Origin of the sequence: Sphingomonas sp. CFBP 13714 (assembly GCF_014842205.1) — a bacterium.
Taxonomy (GTDB): Bacteria; Pseudomonadota; Alphaproteobacteria; order Sphingomonadales; family Sphingomonadaceae; genus Sphingomonas; species Sphingomonas aerolata.
Genome location: NZ_JACYVG010000003.1, coordinates 394175 through 414908 on the forward strand (window position 1 = coordinate 394175; position 20734 = coordinate 414908).

The following is a 20734-nucleotide window of genomic DNA, read 5'->3' on the forward strand; positions in this document are numbered from 1 at the left end:
ATTGGCCTAGGCGTCAGCGCTCTGGCAGCCCTCTTCGATCAGCGCTGCGCCTCGCATGCCGCACACCGGCCGCGGACTTCGATGACCGGGCGGACAGGGACGAAACCGGCCGAAACTGCCGCGTTGCGGACACCGCGGGTGATCACGTCATTGTCGATATGCGTCGTCTGCCCGCACGAATCACACACCAGGAAGATGCAGTCGTGAAGGCAATCGGGATGGGCGTTGGCGACATACGCATTTGCGCTTTCGACCCGTCGCGCGAGATTGGCGCCCACGAACAAGTCGAGAATCCGGTAGACGCTGTTCGCAGCGACGCGCCGCCCTTCCGCCTTCGACACGGCTTCCGCGATGTCATAGGCCGAAGCCGGCTTGTCGAAGCCAGCCAGCGCGGAAAACACGCTGGCGCGCATCGTCGTCCACTGCTCGCCCGATTTTTCCAGCGTTGCCTGGGCGGCAACGTTGAGGTCGGCGCCTTGCGGCTCATGATGCGAATGCGAATGCGTTGCCATTATACCGTGAATCTAGGGTGCCGCAGGAGCCGCGACAAGCAGCGACCGCGCCGGGACGATCCTGCGGCCCGGCTCAGCTGTCGGCGCGGCGGTTCAGATCGTGCCCGAACGCGAGCAACGCGACACCTATGATCGTCCAGAGCGTCTCACCGCTCCCCGAATCATGCGGGAGGGTCATTGCCCCCGCCATGATCCCGAGCCCGAACGCACCCATCGCGGCCGGCATCGCATAGCCATGATGAAGGATCCCGCGCCCCAGTGCGACCGCACCGAATAGGATCGCGATCGTCAGTCCGACTTCGTGGAAGATGGGATCGAGCAGCACCCCACCCGCAGTCGACATCAGCGCAACCAGCACCGACGTTGCCAGACAGTGCACCATGCACAGACCCGACAGCCCGATCGCATAGCGATCCAGGCCTGCGATCCAGGACGGATGCGCATGGGTATGGTGGTGGGCGGTCGTCGACATCGTTCGGCTCAGATAGTCCATCAAAGGAAAGGATACAACATCACATTCGATCGAACGCCCACCAGCCGCTCGGTTTTTTTTTGGCAAATGAAAGCTCTCTAGGCGCCTTGCCTGATCCCGCGGCACCCGCTCTTTCCCAACGCACCGCGCGCGTCTCCCGGCCCGCCAGAAACCCGGCAGCCGATAACCCCTGATACTCGACGCCCCAGTCAGACGGGCGTAGAGCCGTGCGATGCTCCAGCCCAGTGCCGCCTTCCTGTCCACAGCGCGCCCGCGGGCGGTCGCGATCTGGCTTCTTATCGTCGCGGCGATGATCGTCGGGATCGTTATCGTGGGCGGCATAACGCGCCTGACCAATTCGGGCCTCTCGATTACCGAATGGAAGCCGATCACCGGCATCATCCCGCCACTGACGCTTGCGCAGTGGCAGGCGGAATTCGCGAACTACAAACAGATTCCCGAATACAGCCAGCTCAACAGCGGCATGACGCTCGACGGGTTCAAGGCGATCTTCTTCTGGGAATATCTCCACCGCGCGCTGGCACGGACGATCGGCGCGGCGTTCGCGATCCCGCTCCTGTGGTTCGCGCTGCGCCGGGCGATCCCGGTCGGCTATGGCTGGCGACTCGGCGCGCTGCTGGCGCTCGGTGCGCTTCAGGGCGCTGTCGGCTGGTGGATGGTGAAGTCCGGGCTGTCCGTTCGCACCGACGTCAGCCACATTCGTCTGGCGGTCCATCTGATGACCGCGCTCGTCACGCTCGCCGGCATCGTCTGGACGGCGCTGGACCTGATCGCACTCCACCGCTCGAAGCTTGCGGCGCCAGCCCGCCTCATGCCGATCGCGATCACTGCGTTTGCGCTGCTGTTCGTTCAGCTGGTCTATGGCGCGTTCACCGCAGGGCTCGACGCTGGTTATGCCTTTGCAAGCTGGCCGCTGATGGGTGACAGCCTATTCCCGGGCGGCGTCCCGATGCTGTCACCCGGCTGGATCAACGCTGTCGACAACCCGATCGTCGTCCAGTTCATTCACCGGTGGCTCGCCTTCGCCACCGCTGCCGGGCTCGTCTGGCTCGCGGTCCGCGCGACGCAGCATGGTTCGCGCGCCGGCTTCTGGGTGGTCGGGCTCGTCACGCTGCAGGTCTTTCTGGGGATCGCAACGCTCATGACCGGCGTCGCCATCCACGTCGCCGTCGCACATCAGGCCAACGCGGCGCTGTTGCTGATCGCCACGGTATTTGCCGCGCATCGCCTCGGCAATCCGTCCAAGGTATCATAATACCCGCCATGAAACCGGCGGAAAGCTTGACTTAAACACCCCTTTTCGCCATTGCCGCCTCGTTAGCGCCGTCCGTCGTGGCGGCGCATATCGTTTCAGCAAAGGTCTCAGCCCCATGAAGGCGCTCATGAAGACCACCAAGTCGGCCAAGCCGCACGAGGTGGAGAAGAAATGGCATATCGTCGATGCCGAGGATCTGGTGGTCGGTCGCGCAGCGTCGATCATCGCCAACGTCCTGCGCGGCAAGCACAAGACGTCGTTCACCCCGCATGTCGATTGCGGTGACAACGTCGTCGTGATCAACGCCGACAAGATCCGCTTCACCGGCAACAAGGCCGCGAAGAAGGTCTATTACAAGCACACCGGTTATGCCGGCGGCATCAAGGGCATCACTGCCGCCAAGGTTCTCGACGGCCGCTTCCCGGAGCGCGTTCTCGAAAAGGCCGTTGAGCGCATGATCCCGCGCGGCCCGCTTGGCCGTGAGCAGATGCGCAACCTGCGTATCTTCAAGGGTACCGAGCATCCGCATGAGGCACAGAACCCCGAGGTTCTCGACATCGCCAGCATGAATCGCAAGAACAAGGTGGGTGCGTAAATGACCGACAACCGCCAGTCGCTCGCCGATCTCGCGAGCCTGACCAACCAGCCCGCACCGGCTGCTCCGGCCGCACAGTCGCTGCCGACCAGCGAAGGCGACATCGCAGCGCCCGTCTCGAACGAGCCGGTCCGCGAGCCGATGCCGCTCCGCGAGCAGATCCTCGACAAGCAGGGTCGCGCCTATGCGACCGGCCGTCGCAAGGACGCCGTCGCACGCGTCTGGGTCAAGCCCGGCACCGGCAAGATCACTATCAACGGTCGTGACCAGGAAGTGTATTTCGCACGTCCGACGCTGCGTCTCGTCATCAACCAGGTGTTCGGTATCACCGAGCGCGAAGGTCAGTATGACGTCGTCTGCACCGTCAAGGGCGGTGGCCTTTCGGGTCAGGCCGGCGCGGTCAAGCATGGCATCAGCCAGGCGCTGACCCGCTTCGAGCCGGTGCTGCGTGCATCGGTCAAGGCTGCAGGCTTCCTGACGCGCGACAGCCGCGTCGTCGAGCGCAAGAAGTACGGCAAGGCGAAGGCCCGTCGTAGCTTCCAGTTCTCGAAGCGCTAAACGCTTTACCGAGCTACGAACGAGGCGGTCCGGGTTTTCCCGGGCCGCCTTTTTTCATGCCTGCGCTACATCCGTACGACGCGGGTGCCGATCCGTGCGGCCTCGTCGGGGTCGTGGGTCACCATCAGGATCGGCAGGCGCATCGCGTCGCGCAGATGCTCGATCGCACGGACGATCTCCTCGCGGCGCGGTCGGTCGAGCGACGCCAGCGGCTCGTCGAGCAGCAGGAAGCGCGGGTTGCTGAGCAATGCCCGTCCGATCGCCACGCGCTGCGCTTCGCCCCCCGATAGCGACCGCGGCCAGCGGTCGAGCAGATGCCCGATGCCCAGGAAGCCGATCCGCTCCTCGAACCCCGACGTGTCGCGGCCGGCGCCGTAAAGCAGGTTCGCGCGCACCTTCAGATGCGGAAAAAGCCGGGCTTCCTGAAACACATAGCCCGCACGGCGATGTTCCGGTGGCAGGTTGATGCCCTCCCCGAACAGCGTAACGCCATCGACGACGATCCGGCCTTGGTCCGGCGTAAGCAGCCCGGCGACCATCTTCAGGATGCTGGTCTTGCCGACGCCGGACGGTCCGAACAGCACCGTCGCGCCATCGCCCGCCGCCAGCGCCAGCGCGACCTCGGCATCGCCCAGTCGCTTGCGGACGTCGATCTCAAAGGACATGAAGCCCCCTGCCTGCGCGCCGCGTCAGGAGTTCGGACGCGACCAGCGCGATCAGTGACAGCCCGACGGAAATCGCCGACAGCCGCCACACCAGCATCTCCGCGCCCGGCTGCTGAAGCGCCGAATAGATCGCCAGCGGCAGCGTCTGCGTCTCGCCGGGCACGTTGGAGACGAAGGTGATCGTTGCCCCGAATTCGCCGATCGATCGCGCAAAGCCCAGCACCGCGCCCGCGAGCACGCCCGGTACGCTCAGCGGCAGCGTGACCGTCCAGAACACCCGCCAAGGCCCCGCGCCCAGCGTCCGCGCCGCACTTTCGAGCCGTGCATCGACCGCCTCGATCGACAGCCGCATCGCGCGCACCATCAGCGGCAGTGCCATGACCCCCGCCGCGATCGCCGCCCCGGTCCAGCGAAACAGCACACTGACCCCGAACCACGACTGCAGCCACGCCCCGACCGGCCCGTTCGGCGCAAAGGCGAGCAGCAGCAGCCACCCCGTCACGACCGGCGGCACGACAAGCGGCAGATGGATCACCGCATCGACGAGGATCCGCCCGGGAAACCGTACGCGGGCCAGAAGCCAGGCAAATCCGAACGCGATCGGCAGTGTGATCAGCATGGCGACGGCGCCGACCTTCAGCGACAGACCGACGATCCCCCACTCCGCCGGTGTCAGGACGAACCCATCCGTCACTCAGCGCGCCGAAAAGCCGTAACGCACGAAGATCGCCTTGCCCTGACGCGACGTCAGGAACCGGCGGAACGCCTCGGCCTCCGGATTGCGCGACGTCGTCAATCGGGCGATCGGATAGGTGATCGCCGGATGCGTCGATGCGGGAAACACGCCTGCGATCCTGACACGCGTCGATGCCTTGGCGTCGGTCGCATAGACGATCCCCAGGGGTGCCGCGCCGCGCTCAACGAGCGCCAGCGTCGCGCGGACGTTTTCGGCGCGCACGACGCGCGGCGCGACCTGTTTCCACACGCCGAGCGCCTCCAGCGCCTCCTGGCCGTACCGCCCCGCGGGGACGGGCGTATCCGCCATCGCGAGTGGCCCCGCGGTCAGGACCCGCGCGAGCGCTGCAGGCGGGCGTGACGGGATCCGCACCGTCGTCCCCGCCGCCGCCGCGACGACCAGCCGGTTACCCAGGAACGTCACGCGCGACGCAGGCACGATCAGGCGGCGCTTCGCCAGCTCGTTCATCCAGTCCTCGTCCGCGGACACGAACAGGTCTGCTGTCGCGCCGGCCTCGACCTGCCGTGCCAGCGCCGACGAAGCCGCAAACGAAATCGTCGGGCGCACATGCCCCTTCGCCGCCCACGCATCGGCGGCCGCGGTCATCGATTCCTGCAGGCTCGCCGCCGCCAGCACGAGCGGTGCCGCGCGCTGAGCAGCGTCGGCGCCCGTCGCGACGCCGCCGACGGCCAGCATGGCGAGCAATACCGGATACTTCATCATGTCCCCTCAGGCCGCCAACGATCACGGCGCTATAATATGCCGCCCGCTGAACGCCACAACGGACATGGGGTTCATTCCGCCCCGGAGGGCGCCGTCACGCGCCCCGTCCGGGCCAGCTTTCCCCACCCGACCATCGGTCCGCGCAGGGCCTGGGCGAGCGCCTTGAGCACGACATAGTACATGACCTGGCGATAGCCGATCCGCTGCGGAATCAGCAGCCAGAGCAGCCTCCACCGCTCGCGTCGCTCGAGTGCGAACGCGATCGTCGCCGCGAGCAGGTCGATCGCGGTGAAGACCAGCCAATAGGTCAGCATGGTCTGCAGGTCATGGCTGCTCTGTGCCCAGCCATGCGCCGAGACCGCGACATAGGTCGTCGCGACACTGACGAGCAGCGCGAGGTCGATGATCGGCGAGATCGCCGCCAGCAGGATCTGGAACACGATCGCCTGGGGCAGCCCGACCCAGCCAAGTCCGCGCGGCTGGCTGCGGCCGATCGCCGACCGGTGCTTCCACAGGCACTGGAGCGTCCCGAACGCCCAGCGGAAGCGCTGTTTTGCCAGCGCGCGCAGCGTCTCGGGCGCTTCGGTCCAGGCGATCGCGAACTGGTCATACTGGACCGTCCACCCCGCGCGCTGGATCGCGATCGTCAGATCCTGATCCTCGGCCAGCGTATCGTCGGGATAGCCGCCGACTTCGCGGATCGCCGCCAGTCGCCACGCGCCGACCGCGCCCGGCACGACCGTCATCGCGTTCAGCCGCGCGAGCGCGCGACGCTCGAGATTCTGCGCCGTGATATATTCGAGCGCCTGCCAGCGCGTGATCAGATTGACCCGGTTGCCGACCTTCGCATTGCCCGCGACCGCCCCCAGCGCCGGGTCGTCGAACCACCGCGCCAGCCGTGCGATCGTCAACGGCTCGAACTGCGTATCGGCGTCGAGTGCAATCACGATGTCACCGCGAGCCGCGGCCAGCCCGCGGTTCAGCGCCCGCGCCTTGCCGCCATTCGCCAGGGTCATGAGCCGCACCCGCGCATCGCCGGCAAAGGCGGTGGCGACGGCCTGGCTCGTGCCATCGCTCGACCCGTCGTCGATCACGATCACCTCGACCACGACGTCGGTCGAGGCCAGCACGCCCTCGACCGCGCGGACGATGACGCGTTCCTCGTTGAACGCCGGGATCATCACCGTCACGAATCGGGCCGGATCGATCGCCGGGAACACCGTCCGCAATTCGCGGCGTGCCTGGATCAGCGCCAGTGCCGACAGCGCGAGCGCACGAAGGATGCCGATCGTGATCGCGATCCCGAAGATCCAGCGCAGGCCGATTACCAGTCCACCCAGCGTGCTGAACAGCGCAAGATCCGCGACCGCCGCGACCCGGTCGCTCGACGATATCACCGGCATCGCCGCATCGCGCGTCAGCCCGGCCAGCGCCGAGACCGGCACGAAATGATATCCCATCGCCTGCAGCCGGTCGATGATCACCGGCAGCGCCGCGACGGTCTGCGCGCGGTTGCCCCCCGCATCGTGCAGCAGGATGATATTGGCGCTGCGTTCGGGCGATCCTTCCACGACCTGTGCGATCGTGCGGTCGATGATTGCAGCGGTGCCCGGACGCTTCCAGTCGTCGGGATCGACGTGCAGGCCGACCGATACATAGCCGCGCTGCTGCGCTTCTAGTGCGGGCTTGATCTCGTCCGCGGTACTCGGCTCGGCATCGCCGAAATAGGGTGCGCGGAACAGGCGGAGCGATCGCCCGGTGAACGCCTGGAACAGCCGCTGCGTCGTGTTGAGCTCGAACCCGACCTGCCGCCCCGATACGGTAGCCAGATTGGGATGTGTATAGGTGTGGCTGCCGACCTCATGCCCTTCGGCCACCATGCGTTCGAGCAAGCTCCGCTGCGTCAGCGCATTCTCGCCCACCACGAAGAACGTCGCCGGCACGTGCTTGCGCTGGAGGATGTCGAGGATCTGCGGCGTCCATTCGGCGTCGGGCCCATCGTCGAAAGTGAGCGCAAGCGCCCGCGGGCTGTAGCCCGTACGCTGGACGACGTAGGGCGAGGGCATGCGCGTGAAGCGGACGTCCGCGATCGTCCCATCGGCTGCCGCGACCGTATCGCGCAGCCCGGACACCGGCGTCGACCCGATCTTCAGGATCTCGCCATTGCCCTCGATATCGACATTCGTCCCGGCCGGGGTCGTGTTGATCGCACGCAGGTCGGGCAATCGGCGATGGTTGCGCCCGAAGATCGACCAGAGGGCCGGATCCTCCGACCCAAGCCGCCACAGCGCGAAGCTTTGCACCCCCGCTTTTTGAAGAAAAGCCAGTTCGTTGTACGCGCTGGCCGCATCGAGCAGCCAGACCTGATGCCGGGTCCCGCCATCGGCATAGGCGAAGCTGCTGGTGCCGCTGCCCTTATCGAACGTCGGGACGGTGCCCGAGTCAGACGCCGCCTGCCACGCCTCCTCGACGCCCAGCGCATCGCCGCCACGGTCATGCCAATCATAGGCGTAGGAGCCGAACGCGACGACCAGCTTCGAGGGGGCGACGCCGCGCGCGGCATTCGCGACCGACCGCGCGAACCAGCGCTGCGATGCGATCGGCCCGGCCGGTCCGCTCGTCTCATGCTCGTCATAGGCCATCAGGAAGATCTTGTCGGTCACGCGCGCATAGGCACGCATGTTCCAGTCCGCATTCCCAACCGGCGCGGCGATCGCGACGACCCAGCCGCGCGGCGCGAACCGCGCCTTCGCCTCGGCAAGGAATAGGCGGTAGTTCGCCTGCGCACCCGCGGGCAGGCTCTCGAAATCGAAGAAGGCGCCGCCTGCATGGTTCGCCGCGAGGAACGGGACCAGCCGATCGAGAAAGGCGCGCCGGGCAGTCGCATCCGCAAACAGCGCGGCGCTGCCCGCGCCGTCCCAGTCGCCGTCCTTGGCGTTCTGAACCATGGGCAGGATCACCGGGCGGTGGATCGCGCGATTGAGCACCGCGCGGCCCGCGACATCGCGGAACACGGTGATCCGGTGGTCGGCCCCGGTCACCGACACCCAGCCGGGAATGACCCAGTCGAGTTGTTCGACATGCCGGGCAAGGCTCGCCACGCTCGATTCATCCCAGGGCACGTGGAAGGCGATGGCCAGCCGCGGGTTGGTCGCGCGCGGTGCCTGTCCGACGCCCCCCTTCGCACCCGCCTTGCCGGCACCCGCGGTGGGGCCACCGAACAGCGCCTTGCCGTAATAATCGATGCTGCGCTGCGCCCGTCCGATCACGCCGCTATGCGGTGCGGGCAAGCGGTGAAGCCCGGGATGCTCGGGCTCGAACGGCAGCAACGGTGCCGCCGGGACCGCGCCGATCGACACGGCGAACACCGCCACCGACAATAAAACGAGCGCTACGAAGGCGATGACACCCAATGCGAAACGACGACGACGCCGCCCGCTTGCGTCGTAGAAAACAGGATGCAGTGCCATGACCAACGCTATCCGACCCCAGGATCGCGCGCCATGCACTACCATTCATGCCCGCGACCAATCGGGACGATGACAAATCCGTCACGTCAGCCTGAAAGAGAACATCCGATCAGGAGTCGTCGCCCATCCGCAGCGCGGCGATGAATGCCTCCTGCGGGATGCTGACCGACCCATATTCGCGCATCTTCAGCTTGCCCTTCTTCTGCTTTTCCAGAAGCTTCTTCTTGCGGCTCGCGTCGCCGCCATAGCATTTGGCGGTCACGTCCTTGCGCATCGCGCTGATCGTCTCGCGCGCGATCACCTTGCCGCCGATCGCCGCCTGGATCGGGATCTTGAACAGGTGACGCGGGATCAGATCCTTCAGCCGCTCGACCATCCCGCGACCGCGTACCTCGGCGGTGCCGCGGTGGACGATCATGCTCAGCGCGTCGACCGGCTCCTCGTTGACCAGGATGCCCATCTTGACGAGGTCGCCCTCACGATAGCCGATCTGGTGATAGTCGAAGCTCGCATAGCCCTTCGACATCGACTTCAGCCGGTCGTAAAAGTCGAACACGACCTCGTTCAGCGGAAGTTCGTAGGTCGCCTGCGCGCGGCCGCCGACATAGGTCAGGTTCTTCTGGATGCCGCGGCGATCCTGGCACAGCTTGAGCACGCTGCCGAGATATTCGTCGGGGACGTAGATCGTTGCCTCGATCCACGGCTCGCTGATCGTCGCGATCTTGTTCGGCTCGGGCATGTCGGCGGGGTTGTGCAACTCGATATGCGTCGTGCCCGCGGGATCGGGGTGCGTCAGCTCGATCTCGTAGACCACCGACGGCGCGGTGGTGATGAGGTCGAGGTCATATTCGCGCGTCAGGCGCTCCTGGATGATCTCCAGATGGAGCAGGCCCAGGAACCCGCAACGGAAGCCGAAGCCCAGCGCCGCCGACGTCTCCATCTCGAACGAGAAGCTCGCATCGTTGAGGCGCAGCTTGGAGATCGACTCGCGCAGCTTCTCGAACTCGGCCGCATCGACCGGGAACATGCCGCAGAACACCACCGGCTGGACTTCCTTGAAGCCCGCCAGCGCCTCAAGCGCAGGCCGCTTCGCATCGGTGATCGTGTCGCCGACGCGGGTCTGCGCGACCTCTTTGATCTGCGCGGTGATGAAGCCCATCTCGCCCGTGCCCAGCTCGGTCAGCTGCTCGATCTTCGGGCGGAAACAGCCGACCCGGTCGACCAGATGCATCGTCCCGGTCTGCATGAACTTGATCTGCTGGCCCTTCTTCAGAACGCCGTCGATCACGCGGACGAGGATGACGACGCCGAGATACGGATCGTACCAGCTGTCGACGAGCATGGCCTTCAGCGGTGCCTCCGGATCGCCCTTGGGCGGCGGGATCTTCGTGACGATCGCCTCGAGGATGTCCTCGATGCCGATGCCCGACTTGGCCGATGCGAGCACCGCGCCGGACGCGTCGATGCCGATCACGTCCTCGATTTCCTTGCGGACCTTCTCGGGTTCGGCGGCGGGAAGATCGATCTTGTTGATGACCGGCACGATCTCGTGATCATGTTCGATCGACTGATAGACGTTAGCCAAGGTCTGCGCCTCGACGCCCTGCGCCGCGTCAACCACCAGCAGCGCGCCCTCGCACGCGGCGAGGCTGCGGCTCACTTCATAGGCGAAGTCGACATGCCCCGGCGTGTCCATCAGGTTGAGGACGTAATCCTCGCCGTCCTTCGCGCGGTAAGCCAGGCGCACGGTCTGCGCCTTGATCGTGATCCCACGTTCCTTCTCGATGTCCATGTTGTCGAGCACCTGCTCGGACATTTCGCGCGCGGTGAGGCCGCCGGTTTGCTGGATCAGTCGATCGGCGAGCGTCGACTTGCCATGGTCGATATGCGCGATGATGGAGAAGTTGCGGATGCGGGACAATTCGGTCGTCATGCGCGCGCCGTTAGCACCTCGCCGGGCTTATGCCAAAGCTTCCGCATCATCCTAGGCAATCGGGATCATAATCAGCGTCGCTTCCCCTGATGCCGGATGTTCGCCGGACGCCCGCGCCGCTTGATCTCGCGGCCCGGCTTGCGCGCACGTGCCGGCCCCGCGGCCCCCTTCCCCTCGGGCATTTCGAACCGCAACGCGCCCGATACCGGGTTCGCCTCGGCGAGCTTCAGGTCGAGCATCTGCCCCTGCGCATAGACGTCGCCGCTGTCTTCGCCGACCAGCGTCCGCGCCGCCTCGTCGAAGCGGAAATATTCGCCGCCAAGATCGCGGACCGGCATCAGCCCGTCGCCACCGATTCCCTCGACCGTCGCGAAGAATCCGAAATTGGTGACGCCGGTGATCCGTACCTCCATGATCTGACCGACGCGTTCGGACAGGAAGGACGCGACATAGCGGTCGATCGTGTCGCGCTCGGCCTCCATCGCGCGGCGTTCGAGCCGGCTGATCGTCTCGCCGATCGCCTCCATCCCGGCCGCATCCTCAGCGGGCAATCCGCCTGCCCCCAGGCCAAAGGCCGCGACCAGCGATCGATGCACGATCAGATCGGCATAACGGCGGATCGGCGAGGTGAAGTGGGCGTAGCTGCCAAGCCCCAGCCCGAAATGCCCGTGATTGGCGGGGCTGTAATAGGCCTGGGTCTGCGTGCGCAGCACCTGCTCCATCACCTGCGGCCGGAAGTCGGCGTCGCCGATCCGCTCGAGCACATGGTTGAACGTGGCTGGCCGGATGACCTGCCCCAGCGCGAAGGGCACCCCGAACGTCTCGAGATAATCCTTCAGCGCCATCAGCTTCTCGCGGCTCGGCGGCTCGTGGTCGCGGTACATCACCGGCGCCTTCTTGCCCTCCAACGCCTTGGCCGCGGCGACGTTGGCCGCGATCATGTAGTCCTCGATCAGCCGGTGCGCATCGAGCCGTTCGCGCGGTGCGACCGACATGATCCGCCCCTTCTCGTCGAGCACCACCCGCCGCTCGGGGAGGTCGAGGTCGAGCGGCGCGCGCGCATCGCGGGCCTTTGCCAGCGACGCCCAGCATCCCCAGAGCGGCTTCAGCACCGTCTCGGTCATGTCGAGCGCCAGCGTCCCGTCGATCGCGGCCTGCGCCTCCTCATAGGCCAAGTTCGCCGCGATCCGCACGACTGCGCGGGTGAAGCGCCACGACTTGAGCGTCCCGTCCTTGCCGATCACCAGATGACAGGCGAGCGCAGCGCGATCCTCGCCCTCCTTCAGCGAACAGACGTCCGCCGACAGGATTTCGGGCAGCATCGGCACGACGCGGTCGGGAAAATAGACCGAATTGCCGCGCCGCCGCGCCTCGCGGTCGATCTCCGACTTCGGCCGCACGTAGAAGCTGACATCGGCGATCGCGACGATCGCCTTCCAGCCGCCGGCATTGGCCGGATCCTCGTCCGCCTCCGCCCAGACCGCGTCGTCATGATCGCGTGCATCTTCCGGGTCGATCGCGACGATCGGCAGGTGGCGCAGGTCCTCGCGGTCGTCGCCGAGCGGGAGTTGTGCGACGCGCTTGGCCTCGTCGATCGCCTCGACCGCGAAGACGTCGGGGATGCCGTGCTTGTGGATCGCGATCAGCGAGAAACTGCGCGCCGCAAACGGGTCGCCCAGCTTGTTGACGACCCGCGCGGCGATCCGCGGCGGCTTGCCGGCCAATTCGGCCAGCACCAGATCGCCCGGTGCGGCGCCGCCGGCATCGGCAACCGCGAACTCACGCCGCTCGCGCTTGTCGACGCCGGTCAGCCACAGCCGCCCCGCCTCCTCGCGCAGTACGCCGAGCACCTGCTCGGACGCGGGCGCAAGCACTTTCATCGGATGCGCGGTCCAGCCATTGCCGGCTTCCTCGGTCCGCGCGAGGATCCGCTCGCCGACCCCCAGCGCACCGCGCTTGCGTTCGCGCACGCGCAGCCGCGGCGGTGGCACGCCCTCGGCCTCCCAGCGCTCGGGGACCGCCCAGACATTGCCGGCATCGTCGACGTCGGCGATCCGCAGCACGGTGACCTTGGGCACGCCGCCCATCTTGTGGAACGCGCGGCCGGGGGCGCTGTCGATCAGCCCCTCGTCCGCCATGTCCTTCAGCAACGCCTTCAGTCCGATCTTGTCCTGCGCACTCAGGCCGAAGCCCTTGGCGATCTCGCGTTTACCCGCTGGGACGTCCGACGACGCGATGAAGTCCAGGATCTGCTGGCGGGTCGGAAGACCGGCTTTCGGTTTGTACATCCCCACCAGATAGGGTGCGTAGGGCGATGCGTCACCCGTTACCGGCAAGCCTTTGCAACACAGCGAAAATCAATCCTTGCGCCTGAACCCCATGAGCATATCATCACCGGATAAACATAAGGAGAGAGACAGTGACGACGCCGCTACGGCTCGAAGCCGATCCCGAGGACAAGAACCTCGTCATCCTGCAAAGCCTGATCTGCCTGTTGCGCGAGAAGAACATCCTGTCGCGCGCCGACATCGAGGAGCTTTGCGCCACGGTCCAGCGCCGCGCCGCCGAACCGGCCAGCGACCCGATGCCTTGCCAGAACGGCGCAGTGCGCGAAGCGGCGATCGAGGTCGCGCATATCGGCGACTATATCGGCCGTCGCTATGGCGGAAAGCACCGGCGCGCGTTCTGACCACGCGCCGAGCTGTCGCGTTCTAGCCGCCGAGCTCCGCGCGTCGGAAGCACGTCGCTTCATGGTCGTTGACGATGCCTACCGCCTGCATCCAGGCATAGACGATCGTCGGACCGACGAACTTGAACCCACGACTCTTGAGATCGGCTGCGATTTGGGCCGACAATGCCGATTGCGTGACCAGCTTTGCACCGTCGCCGAGCAACACCGCGCCATCGGTAAACGACCAGCAATAGGTCGCGAAATCCAGACCCGCCTCGCGCATCGCGAGGACCGCGCGCGCGCCGCCGATCGTCGACTCGATCTTGGCCCGCGACCGGATGATGCCGGCGTTCCCCATCAGCCGGGCGATGTCCGCCTCGTCGAAGCGCGCGACCTGTTCCGGGTCGAACCCGGCAAAGGCGGCGCGAAACGCCTCGCGCTTGCGCAACACGGTGATCCAGGCGAGTCCCGCCTGGAAGCCGTCGAGCATCAGCTTTTCCCACAGCGCGCATCCGTCGCGTTCGGGAACGCCCCAGTCGGTGTCGTGATAGGCGCACATAAGCGGATCGTGCCCCGCCCAGCCACAGCGCGAAGGGTGCGTCGTCACAGGGCATTCTCCAGGATTTCGTCGAGCGACGCATTGCGCACGCCCAACCGGTCGAGCCGGGTCAGCATCGCCGACCACCAGTCATGGAACGCGCGCAGATCGGCGGCGTCGCGGACATACGGCGTGTTGCCGGGGACGAGCGACGGCGAATGGAACGCGAAGTTGAGCAATTCTACCCCCTCGCCCACCGCGATCGTCACCGCCTCCAGCGCGGCGCCGATCGGCATATCCTCTGGCGTCAAAGCAATCCGCGACAACAGGCCCAGTCGCGACGCGACACCGCGCGCATAGGGCACTCGCCCCAGCGCGCGATACAGTCCCGCACCGTGACCACGCAGCGCGCCGACATACAGCGTCGACAACGGCACGCTGAGAAGCGCGCCCCGGCGGCAGGGACGCGGGTCGCTCGATGAAAAGTCGGGCCCGCCCTCGGCTGAATAGTCATAGCCGGGCCGGACAGAGCTATCGACGCGGTAGCCGAGCGCCGTGAGCGTCGCGAACGTGTCCCGGCCGACCCCGTAGCGACCGGCGCGATACGCGCGCGGGCGTCGACCGAACGCCGTGGCAATCGCGTCGGTGAGAAAGCGGAGCTTCGCGGCTTCGAGGCCTTCGGGAAGATTGCCCGCAAAGCTCATCGCTGGGGTCAGCTGCTCTCCAAAGGGCGGGTTGACCCAGGGGTGCAACTGCGCGCCGATCTCCGACCGGCCATCGGCAACCACGTCGCGCAGGATCTCGACGGCGGCGGGATCGTCGACGATCGGATAATCGACCAGACAGGTCAGCGCGACGCCCTGCTCGCGGAACCGCGCATGCGCCTCGGGGAATGCCGTCATCGCACTCGTCGAATGTCCCGAGCGCTCGAATGGCGCGTTCCAGTCGAACTGCTCCTCGACATCGACGAACAGCGTGTAGCGCGGTCCAAAACCCGGACGCCAGACGGTGGGGTCCGTCGGTGAAGCCAGCCTGTACCGCGCGTCGTTCACCGAAACCGGTCGAGAACGCGCTCCATCCGTTCGGCCGCGACGGCAGGTAGCGTGAGGATGATGTGTTCGGCCTCGAACGCCATGTGCCCACCCAGTTCGACCGCAAAATTCTGCGCCAGCCGCAGCGCAAATCCGGTACCCAGCAACGGGGCGCCATCGCGCTCGTGACCGCGGTCGTTGTCGATGCTCAGCAGGATGTTCGTGTCGTGCACCGCCATCGCGCGAGGCCGGTCAAAGCGCAGCGCCACCGTATCGCCGCAGCACAGGACCGCGACCATCAGCATCTCGTCCGCGCTGCAGGCCGATACGAGGGTCGCCAGCAGGCGCCCCACCAGCCGTTCGACCGCAAGGTCGTCACCGGCGATGTCGCAATGGGCCGCCGACGGATCGATGACGACCTGGGCGCCGCGCAACGCTGCCAGCGGCGCGAGGTCACGCACCACGCCGTCGAGCAACGGCAGGACGGGCACGATCGTCGGGCGCAGCTCGAGCGCATCGCCTTCGATCCGTGCCGCGGTATCCAGATCCTCAATCGCGGCAAGCAGTTCGGACGCCTGGCTCCGGATCATTGCCGCGCGTTCGCGATAGGTTGCAGGGACCGGGCCGAGCAATTCGGTCTCGATCAGTTCGGCGAAGCCCGCAATCGCATTGGTCGGCGTGCGCAACTCGTGCACCAGTTGCCGCAACGAATCGGAAACCGGCGACTTGGGCGCGGCCAATGGCTCCCCGAGCGACGCGACCTCGTCGCGGCGCGGCCGGCGGGCGGTGCCGCGAAACCCGGTAAACCGCCCCGATGCGGGATCGAAGGCCGGAACACCCGAAATACGCCATGCACCGGCAGCGCTCGACAAACCGCCGATCTGGAGCCGCGCCGCGTCGAAGGCGGAGCGCCGCCGGTAGGCGCCTGCCGCGACTCCGTCGATCTGAACCTCACCCTGAACGGCGGCATAGGCCAGCGAGGCGCCGACCAGCGCCGTGCGCGACACGCCGTCGACCCAGCGGATCACGCCCGTCGGATCGGTTTCGTAGCGGAAGCTGTCGGCAACCTCCGCGGCAAAGTCCGTCGCGTCAGGCACGATCCGATCGCGATTGAACGCGTCGATTCGTTTGACGAGGTCAGAAATCTCGAACCGCTCGGGCTTCACGACGGGCTCGGGCGCGGCGTCGGTCGCCGGTACCGCCGCGTGACGCAGCGCTTCGGCCACGACTGGCAGACCGCGCGTAATCGCGCCGAGCGTGACAAAGGGCGACGCGGTGTGCGGCATGGTCGGACAGGACGGCGATACCGCTGGAGCCTCGACGACCGGTGCAGGCACGGCGTCATCGGCCGGAGTCTCCGCTTGCCCGCCGGGGTTGATTACGGGAGCAACGTCGGACGGCGCCGGATGATGCGCAAGGACGAAATCGGTCGATCCGAAACTCTCAAGACCGCGACAGACGGGGTCGGGCAGATCTTTCCGATGCCGCAGAACGGATCGGCCCGCCGGGGTCAACTGAGGCAGCAGAGCAAGCCAGTCATCCGCAGGCAGCATCGCGGTCCGCAACACGGGGGCGGCGATCGCCAAGGTGTCTTCGGCAAAAAACCCTACCAGTGCGACATCGGGCTTCGCGAATGCCAGCGCGCGCGCGCTTGCCGCGCGAACCGTCTCTGGGACCAGCTTGCGCAGCGCCTCCAACCGGGACAGCGACTCAGCATCGGCCGGGCTGCGTCCGCGTCCGATCAGGTCGACCATCTGACGCCACGCCGATTGAGCACCGAAATCCGTGGCCATATCGGCGGATAGCACGGTCTTCAGGCTGTCGTCGAAGCGCACGGAGTTCCCCGAATGGACGCTGCACCGCCTGCGTCATCAAGGTGTCATACCCTGAGGCGGCCTTGGAAGGAACAACAGAATTGGCGTGCATGGTTATGCCTTGGCGATGTGGGACAATTGCGTTTCGCCGCAACAATCTTATCGCTATGGAGGGTCGATCGCCGTGTTTGACGCGTTTCATGGGAGTTACACGTAATGAGTTTTGACCGGATCGATCGTCAGATCCTGTCGCTTCTGCAGGCCGACGGTCGGATGACCAATGTCGACCTCGCAGACCAGGTCGGGCTGACCGCGCCGCCATGCCTGCGCCGCGTCCGCGCGCTGGAGGAAGCGGGCGCGATCCGCGGCTATCATGCCGATCTCGACGCCGGCCGCCTTGGCTTCCCGATCACCGTCTTCGCGATGGTCAGTCTGCGCAGCCAGGCCGAGCATGACCTCGCCGCGTTCGAAACGCACATCGCCGACATCCCCGAGATCCGCGAGTGCCACATGCTCAACGGCGAGATCGACTTCATCCTGAAGATCGTCGCCGCCGACCTGAAGAGCTTCCAGGAAATCCTGACCACGCACCTGACCCCTGCCCCCAATGTCGCCAGCGTGAAGACCTCGCTGACGATCCGCACCGCCAAGGCGCTGTCCGGCATTCCCGTCACGCTCGACTAGGCTCAAGCCCAACGCCGCATCCGCGGCGCCCCCTCCGACGCGGGGCACAAAAAAAGGGGACGGCATCGCTGCCGCCCCCTTTTCCATTCCTGCCACCCGCTCAGGCGGCGGGAGCGTTCATCCAGGCCGTCCAGAGCTGCGCCGTCTCCAGACGCGGCGTGGTCTTCACGGCCGCGAACGAGGTCGCCGCACCAGCCTTGTCGCCCGACTTCGCCTGCGCGATGCCGAGATGCAGGTTGACGTCATCGGCATTCACGCCGCCCTTGCTGAGCGCAAGGCGATAAAGCTCGATCGCCTTGGCGTAGTTATCCTGACCGAGATAGGCATCAGCGGTGCCGGCAGCCAGCTTGCCATCGGCATTGCTCGCGGCCTTCTTCTCGAGCCCGGACAACGGTCCGTCATTGCGGATCGCCGTGCCGGTATCCGCCAGCAGGGTCTTCGCCATGGTGTTGGTCGCAGGGATCTTGCCCGCAGCCATGCCTTCCTTGAGCACGGCCTGCGCCTCGCTCGGCAGACCGCGACGGTTCACGCTGTCGGCATATTCAAGATAGTCGTTCTGATCGGCCAGCGACTTGGTCTGGCGCATCAGCCGGAACAGGTCGATCTTCTGCGTCTCGTCGAGCGTGACGACGCCGTTCTGCTGAAGACCGAACGTCACGATCACGTCGCGCCACGTCTTGGGCGACGGATAGGCGACCGCGTATTTCTGCAACCAGGCGAACGTCTCGGGCTTCAGCTTGGCGGCATTGGCCTTGCTGATCGCATAGCGATAGAAGTCCTCGGGTGCCTTCTGACCGGCCGCGGTCGATGCCGTCACCGACGCGTCGAGATCGGCGAGGCCGCTCTTCACGTCGCCGCTTTCCATCTTCGCCTTGACGATCTGGAGATCGAGGTTGGGATCGGTGAAGCCGAGCGCCTTGGCCTTCTGGAAATACTGGATCGCGACCGGATACTGCTTGCCATTGAACGCGAGCGCGCCGCGACGATAGGTGTAGCGCCCGCGCATGTCGGCAGGCGTGCTCGGATTGGCGATCAGCACGTCGAGCGGCCCCGCCAGGACCGTCTCGTTGATCGGAGCATTGGGGTTGGCGGCCTGTGCGGCAGCCAGCTTCTGCTGTTCCAGATCATAGCGCAGCGCGGCGCCGATATATTTGTCGTCGTCGGTCTTCGCGGCTGCGTCGATCTGCGCGAGCGCGGGCTCTGCGGTGGCGAAATCCTTCGCAGCGATCGCGGGCTGTGCGACCTGCGCAGCCTTCAGGACCTCGGGGCTCAGCTTGAGACCGCCCTTGGCCTCTTCCTTCTTGTCCTTGGCCATGGCCGGAACGCTAAGTGCCATGCCGCTCACCCCGGTGGCGAGCACCGCGGCCAGTGCGAGTTTCGAAATGGTCTTCATGCGGGAACTCTCCTCGTGCGTATCTGCGACTTGGCGCGACGCTATATGGGTGTGGCCGATTGCGTTCAAGCAAGCAGCGGGAATCAGGGTGAAGACACGCCTTATGTGTCTCGCGCACTGAACGCCGATTGAACGCGCCGGGTTGCACGGCTAGGTGACCCGCATGATCGCCGTCCTCTCGCCCGCCAAGACGCTCGACTATGAGACCGCCCTGCCCCCCGTCACCCCCACCCGGCCGCGGTTCGCCGACGAGGCGACGACGCTCGCGCATGCGGCGGCGCATCTGACGCAGAAGCGGCTGAGCGAGCTGATGCACATCTCGCCGGCGCTCGCGAAGCTCAATGCCGACCGGTTCGGTGATTTCGACACGCTGCCCGAACGCCCCGCGCTGTTCGCGTTCGCGGGCGACGTCTATATCGGGCTTGATGCAAAGACGCTCGACGAGGCGGCGGTGGACTATGCGCAGGATCATCTGCGCATGCTGTCGGGTCTCTACGGCTTGCTCCGTCCGCTCGACGCGATGCGCCCCTATCGGCTCGAAATGGGGACGCGCTGGGCGCCCCGTCAGAAGAAGCTGACCGACTGGTGGCGCGACCGGATCGCAAAGCTTCTGGCCGAAGACGTCGCGGCCGAAGGCTCCGGGACGATCCTCAATCTCGCCAGCCAGGAATATTGGGCGGCAGCCGATGGCAAGCTGCCTGCCGGGATCCGCGTCGTCGCGTTCGATTTCCGCGAGGGGGAGGCCCAGAAATTCGTCAGCTTCCACGCCAAAAAGGCGCGCGGGATGGCGGCGCGCTGGATGCTCGAGCACCGCATCGACGATATCGAGGGGATGAAGGGCTTCGACACCGACGGGTATGCCTATGACGCGGCTGGCAGTACCGACGCGCAGTGGCGGTTCGTTCGCCGATGAGCAGCGCTGTCGTCATCGGCGCCTCGGGCGGGATCGGCAAAGCGCTGGAAGAGGCGCTGCGCGACGAGGGCACATTCGATGCCGTCCACGGCTTCTCGCGGTCGGCCGATGGTGATCGCCATCTGGACCTGGAGGATGAAGCGAGCATTGTCGCGGCTGCAACGAAGGTCGGATCGCCGACGCTCGTGATCGTAGCGACGGGCCTGCTCCATGCGGGCGACAAGGGGCCTGAAAAGGCGATGCGCGATCTCGATCCGGCATGGATGGCGCGCAACTTCGCGATCAACGCGATCGGTCCCGCTTTGGTCGCCAAGCATTTCCTGCCGACGATGCCCAAGGCGGGGCGGATCGTGTTCGCGGTGCTCTCGGCGCGGGTCGGGAGCATCGGCGACAACAAGCTCGGCGGCTGGTACGGCTATCGCGCGTCGAAGGCGGCGCTCAACCAGCTCGTCCGGACGATTGCGATCGAGGACAAGCGGCGCAATTCGAGCGGCATCGTCGTCGGGCTTCATCCGGGCACGGTCGACACCGGCCTGTCGCAGCCGTTCCAGGGCAATGTGACGCCCGGCACGCTGTTCAAGCCGGACCGGGCGGCGGTCCAGCTGCTCGACGTGATCGACGGCCTCCGCGCGCCCGACAGCGGGAAGTTGTTCGCCTGGGACGGGGTCGAGATTACCCCCTGACCCGGGCCTTCGCCCGCCCTGAAGTCCGTCACCCCGGCGAAAGCTGGTAAAACGCATCGTGCCGACA

At 66.2% G+C, this 20734-nt stretch carries 19 protein-coding genes; 7 read left to right on the plus strand and 12 right to left on the minus strand.

The genetic code is table 11. The annotated features are described in order from the left end of the window. Positions 1 to 38: 38 nt before the first annotated feature. Both IFT54_RS09585 and IFT54_RS09590 read right to left on the minus strand, forming a co-directional pair. Entirely contained in the window at positions 39 to 512 is a 474-nt protein-coding gene (locus tag IFT54_RS09585; RefSeq protein WP_107933086.1) for a Fur family transcriptional regulator, read from the minus strand. A gap of 73 nt (positions 513 to 585) precedes the next feature. Next, positions 586 to 984: a MerC domain-containing protein gene (locus tag IFT54_RS09590; RefSeq protein ID WP_051916566.1), complete on the minus strand. Its 399-nt coding sequence runs from the start codon at positions 982 to 984 to the stop codon at positions 586 to 588. Positions 985 to 1216: 232 nt separating this feature from the next. On the opposite strand from IFT54_RS09590, the gene IFT54_RS09595 reads away from it, so the two are divergent. The 3 genes from IFT54_RS09595 (at position 1217) to rpsI (ending at position 3413) form a co-directional block, all read left to right on the plus strand. Next, a complete protein-coding gene (locus tag IFT54_RS09595; RefSeq protein WP_192070451.1) occupies positions 1217 to 2260 on the plus strand; it encodes a COX15/CtaA family protein in 1044 nt (347 codons plus the stop codon). A gap of 115 nt (positions 2261 to 2375) precedes the next feature. Then, the gene (rplM, locus tag IFT54_RS09600; protein ID WP_037530138.1) at positions 2376 to 2855 is read left to right on the plus strand and encodes a 50S ribosomal protein L13; all 480 of its coding nucleotides are present in this window, start codon (positions 2376 to 2378) and stop codon (positions 2853 to 2855) included. Next, entirely contained in the window at positions 2856 to 3413 is a 558-nt protein-coding gene (gene rpsI / locus IFT54_RS09605; protein WP_043157976.1) for a 30S ribosomal protein S9, read from the plus strand. Positions 3414 to 3478: 65 nt separating this feature from the next. Here the strand turns inward: rpsI and IFT54_RS09610 are convergent, their stop codons facing one another. The 6 genes from IFT54_RS09610 to IFT54_RS09635 all read right to left on the minus strand — a co-directional run bounded on the left by IFT54_RS09610 (position 3479) and on the right by IFT54_RS09635 (position 13228). Beyond that, complete coding sequence (locus IFT54_RS09610; protein WP_192070452.1) at positions 3479 to 4078, minus strand: ATP-binding cassette domain-containing protein; 600 nt, start codon at positions 4076 to 4078, stop codon at positions 3479 to 3481. Continuing rightward, a complete protein-coding gene (modB, locus tag IFT54_RS09615) occupies positions 4068 to 4772 on the minus strand; it encodes a molybdate ABC transporter permease subunit (protein WP_166747900.1) in 705 nt (234 codons plus the stop codon). The genes IFT54_RS09610 and modB overlap by 11 nt, the downstream gene beginning before the upstream one ends. Continuing rightward, a complete protein-coding gene (gene modA, locus IFT54_RS09620; protein WP_107934202.1) occupies positions 4773 to 5534 on the minus strand; it encodes a molybdate ABC transporter substrate-binding protein in 762 nt (253 codons plus the stop codon). A gap of 74 nt (positions 5535 to 5608) precedes the next feature. Further along, positions 5609 to 9007, minus strand: a complete 3399-nt coding sequence (locus IFT54_RS09625) for a polysaccharide deacetylase family protein (RefSeq protein ID WP_192070453.1) — start codon at positions 9005 to 9007, stop codon at positions 5609 to 5611. 109 nt (positions 9008 to 9116) lie between these two features. After that, positions 9117 to 10940 (minus strand): translation elongation factor 4, encoded by a 1824-nt coding sequence (lepA, locus tag IFT54_RS09630; protein ID WP_031395119.1) that lies wholly within the window; start codon positions 10938 to 10940, stop codon positions 9117 to 9119. Between the two features lie 71 nt (positions 10941 to 11011). Then, entirely contained in the window at positions 11012 to 13228 is a 2217-nt protein-coding gene (locus IFT54_RS09635; RefSeq protein WP_192070454.1) for a ribonuclease R family protein, read from the minus strand. Between the two features lie 131 nt (positions 13229 to 13359). Here IFT54_RS09635 and IFT54_RS09640 point away from each other — a divergent pair, with 131 nt between their 5' ends. Next, positions 13360 to 13629: a hypothetical protein gene (locus IFT54_RS09640; protein ID WP_031439915.1), complete on the plus strand. Its 270-nt coding sequence runs from the start codon at positions 13360 to 13362 to the stop codon at positions 13627 to 13629. 22 nt (positions 13630 to 13651) lie between these two features. On the opposite strand, the gene IFT54_RS09645 is transcribed toward IFT54_RS09640, so the two are convergent. From IFT54_RS09645 to IFT54_RS09655, 3 genes are read right to left on the minus strand one after another with little or no spacing between them, the layout of a single operon-like run. Beyond that, complete coding sequence (locus tag IFT54_RS09645; protein ID WP_197984645.1) at positions 13652 to 14170, minus strand: DNA-3-methyladenine glycosylase I; 519 nt, start codon at positions 14168 to 14170, stop codon at positions 13652 to 13654. A gap of 44 nt (positions 14171 to 14214) precedes the next feature. Beyond that, positions 14215 to 15201, minus strand: coding sequence for a polysaccharide deacetylase family protein (locus IFT54_RS09650; RefSeq protein ID WP_192070456.1), 987 nt, complete (start codon positions 15199 to 15201; stop codon positions 14215 to 14217). Then, a complete protein-coding gene (locus IFT54_RS09655) occupies positions 15198 to 16973 on the minus strand; it encodes a sensor histidine kinase (RefSeq protein WP_192070457.1) in 1776 nt (591 codons plus the stop codon). Before IFT54_RS09655 ends, IFT54_RS09650 begins: the two co-directional genes overlap by 4 nt. Positions 16974 to 17210: 237 nt before the next feature. Here IFT54_RS09655 and IFT54_RS09660 point away from each other — a divergent pair, with 237 nt between their 5' ends. Next, positions 17211 to 17678 carry an Lrp/AsnC family transcriptional regulator gene (locus tag IFT54_RS09660; protein WP_031393257.1) on the plus strand — a complete coding sequence of 156 codons (468 nt, stop codon included), beginning with the start codon at positions 17211 to 17213 and terminating at the stop codon, positions 17676 to 17678. A 100-nt stretch (positions 17679 to 17778) separates the two neighbouring features. Here the strand turns inward: IFT54_RS09660 and IFT54_RS09665 are convergent, their stop codons facing one another. After that, positions 17779 to 19071: a hypothetical protein gene (locus IFT54_RS09665; RefSeq protein WP_031439911.1), complete on the minus strand. Its 1293-nt coding sequence runs from the start codon at positions 19069 to 19071 to the stop codon at positions 17779 to 17781. 163 nt (positions 19072 to 19234) lie between these two features. On the opposite strand from IFT54_RS09665, the gene yaaA reads away from it, so the two are divergent. Both yaaA and IFT54_RS09675 read left to right on the plus strand, forming a co-directional pair. After that, positions 19235 to 19984 (plus strand): peroxide stress protein YaaA, encoded by a 750-nt coding sequence (yaaA, locus tag IFT54_RS09670; protein ID WP_192070458.1) that lies wholly within the window; start codon positions 19235 to 19237, stop codon positions 19982 to 19984. Beyond that, the gene (locus IFT54_RS09675; protein WP_192070459.1) at positions 19981 to 20667 is read left to right on the plus strand and encodes an SDR family NAD(P)-dependent oxidoreductase; all 687 of its coding nucleotides are present in this window, start codon (positions 19981 to 19983) and stop codon (positions 20665 to 20667) included. Before yaaA ends, IFT54_RS09675 begins: the two co-directional genes overlap by 4 nt. The last annotated feature ends 67 nt before the right edge of the window (positions 20668 to 20734 follow it).

Coding starts and splice junctions, on each gene's coding strand:
- IFT54_RS09625 (WP_192070453.1), bottom strand. CDS start 9,007: ATGGCACTGCATCCTGTTTTCTACGACGCAAGCGGGCGGCGTCGTCGT.
- IFT54_RS09635 (WP_192070454.1), bottom strand. CDS start 13,228: ATGTACAAACCGAAAGCCGGTCTTCCGACCCGCCAGCAGATCCTGGAC.
- IFT54_RS09595 (WP_192070451.1), top strand. CDS start 1,217: ATGCTCCAGCCCAGTGCCGCCTTCCTGTCCACAGCGCGCCCGCGGGCG.
- IFT54_RS09660 (WP_031393257.1), top strand. CDS start 17,211: ATGAGTTTTGACCGGATCGATCGTCAGATCCTGTCGCTTCTGCAGGCC.
- rplM (WP_037530138.1), top strand. CDS start 2,376: ATGAAGGCGCTCATGAAGACCACCAAGTCGGCCAAGCCGCACGAGGTG.
- IFT54_RS09610 (WP_192070452.1), bottom strand. CDS start 4,078: ATGTCCTTTGAGATCGACGTCCGCAAGCGACTGGGCGATGCCGAGGTC.
- IFT54_RS09645 (WP_197984645.1), bottom strand. CDS start 14,170: ATGTGCGCCTATCACGACACCGACTGGGGCGTTCCCGAACGCGACGGA.
- IFT54_RS09585 (WP_107933086.1), bottom strand. CDS start 512: ATGGCAACGCATTCGCATTCGCATCATGAGCCGCAAGGCGCCGACCTC.
- rpsI (WP_043157976.1), top strand. CDS start 2,856: ATGACCGACAACCGCCAGTCGCTCGCCGATCTCGCGAGCCTGACCAAC.
- yaaA (WP_192070458.1), top strand. CDS start 19,235: ATGATCGCCGTCCTCTCGCCCGCCAAGACGCTCGACTATGAGACCGCC.
- IFT54_RS09590 (WP_051916566.1), bottom strand. CDS start 984: ATGTCGACGACCGCCCACCACCATACCCATGCGCATCCGTCCTGGATC.
- modA (WP_107934202.1), bottom strand. CDS start 5,534: ATGAAGTATCCGGTATTGCTCGCCATGCTGGCCGTCGGCGGCGTCGCG.
- lepA (WP_031395119.1), bottom strand. CDS start 10,940: ATGACGACCGAATTGTCCCGCATCCGCAACTTCTCCATCATCGCGCAT.
- IFT54_RS09655 (WP_192070457.1), bottom strand. CDS start 16,973: ATGGCCACGGATTTCGGTGCTCAATCGGCGTGGCGTCAGATGGTCGAC.
- IFT54_RS09675 (WP_192070459.1), top strand. CDS start 19,981: ATGAGCAGCGCTGTCGTCATCGGCGCCTCGGGCGGGATCGGCAAAGCG.
- IFT54_RS09665 (WP_031439911.1), bottom strand. CDS start 19,071: ATGAAGACCATTTCGAAACTCGCACTGGCCGCGGTGCTCGCCACCGGG.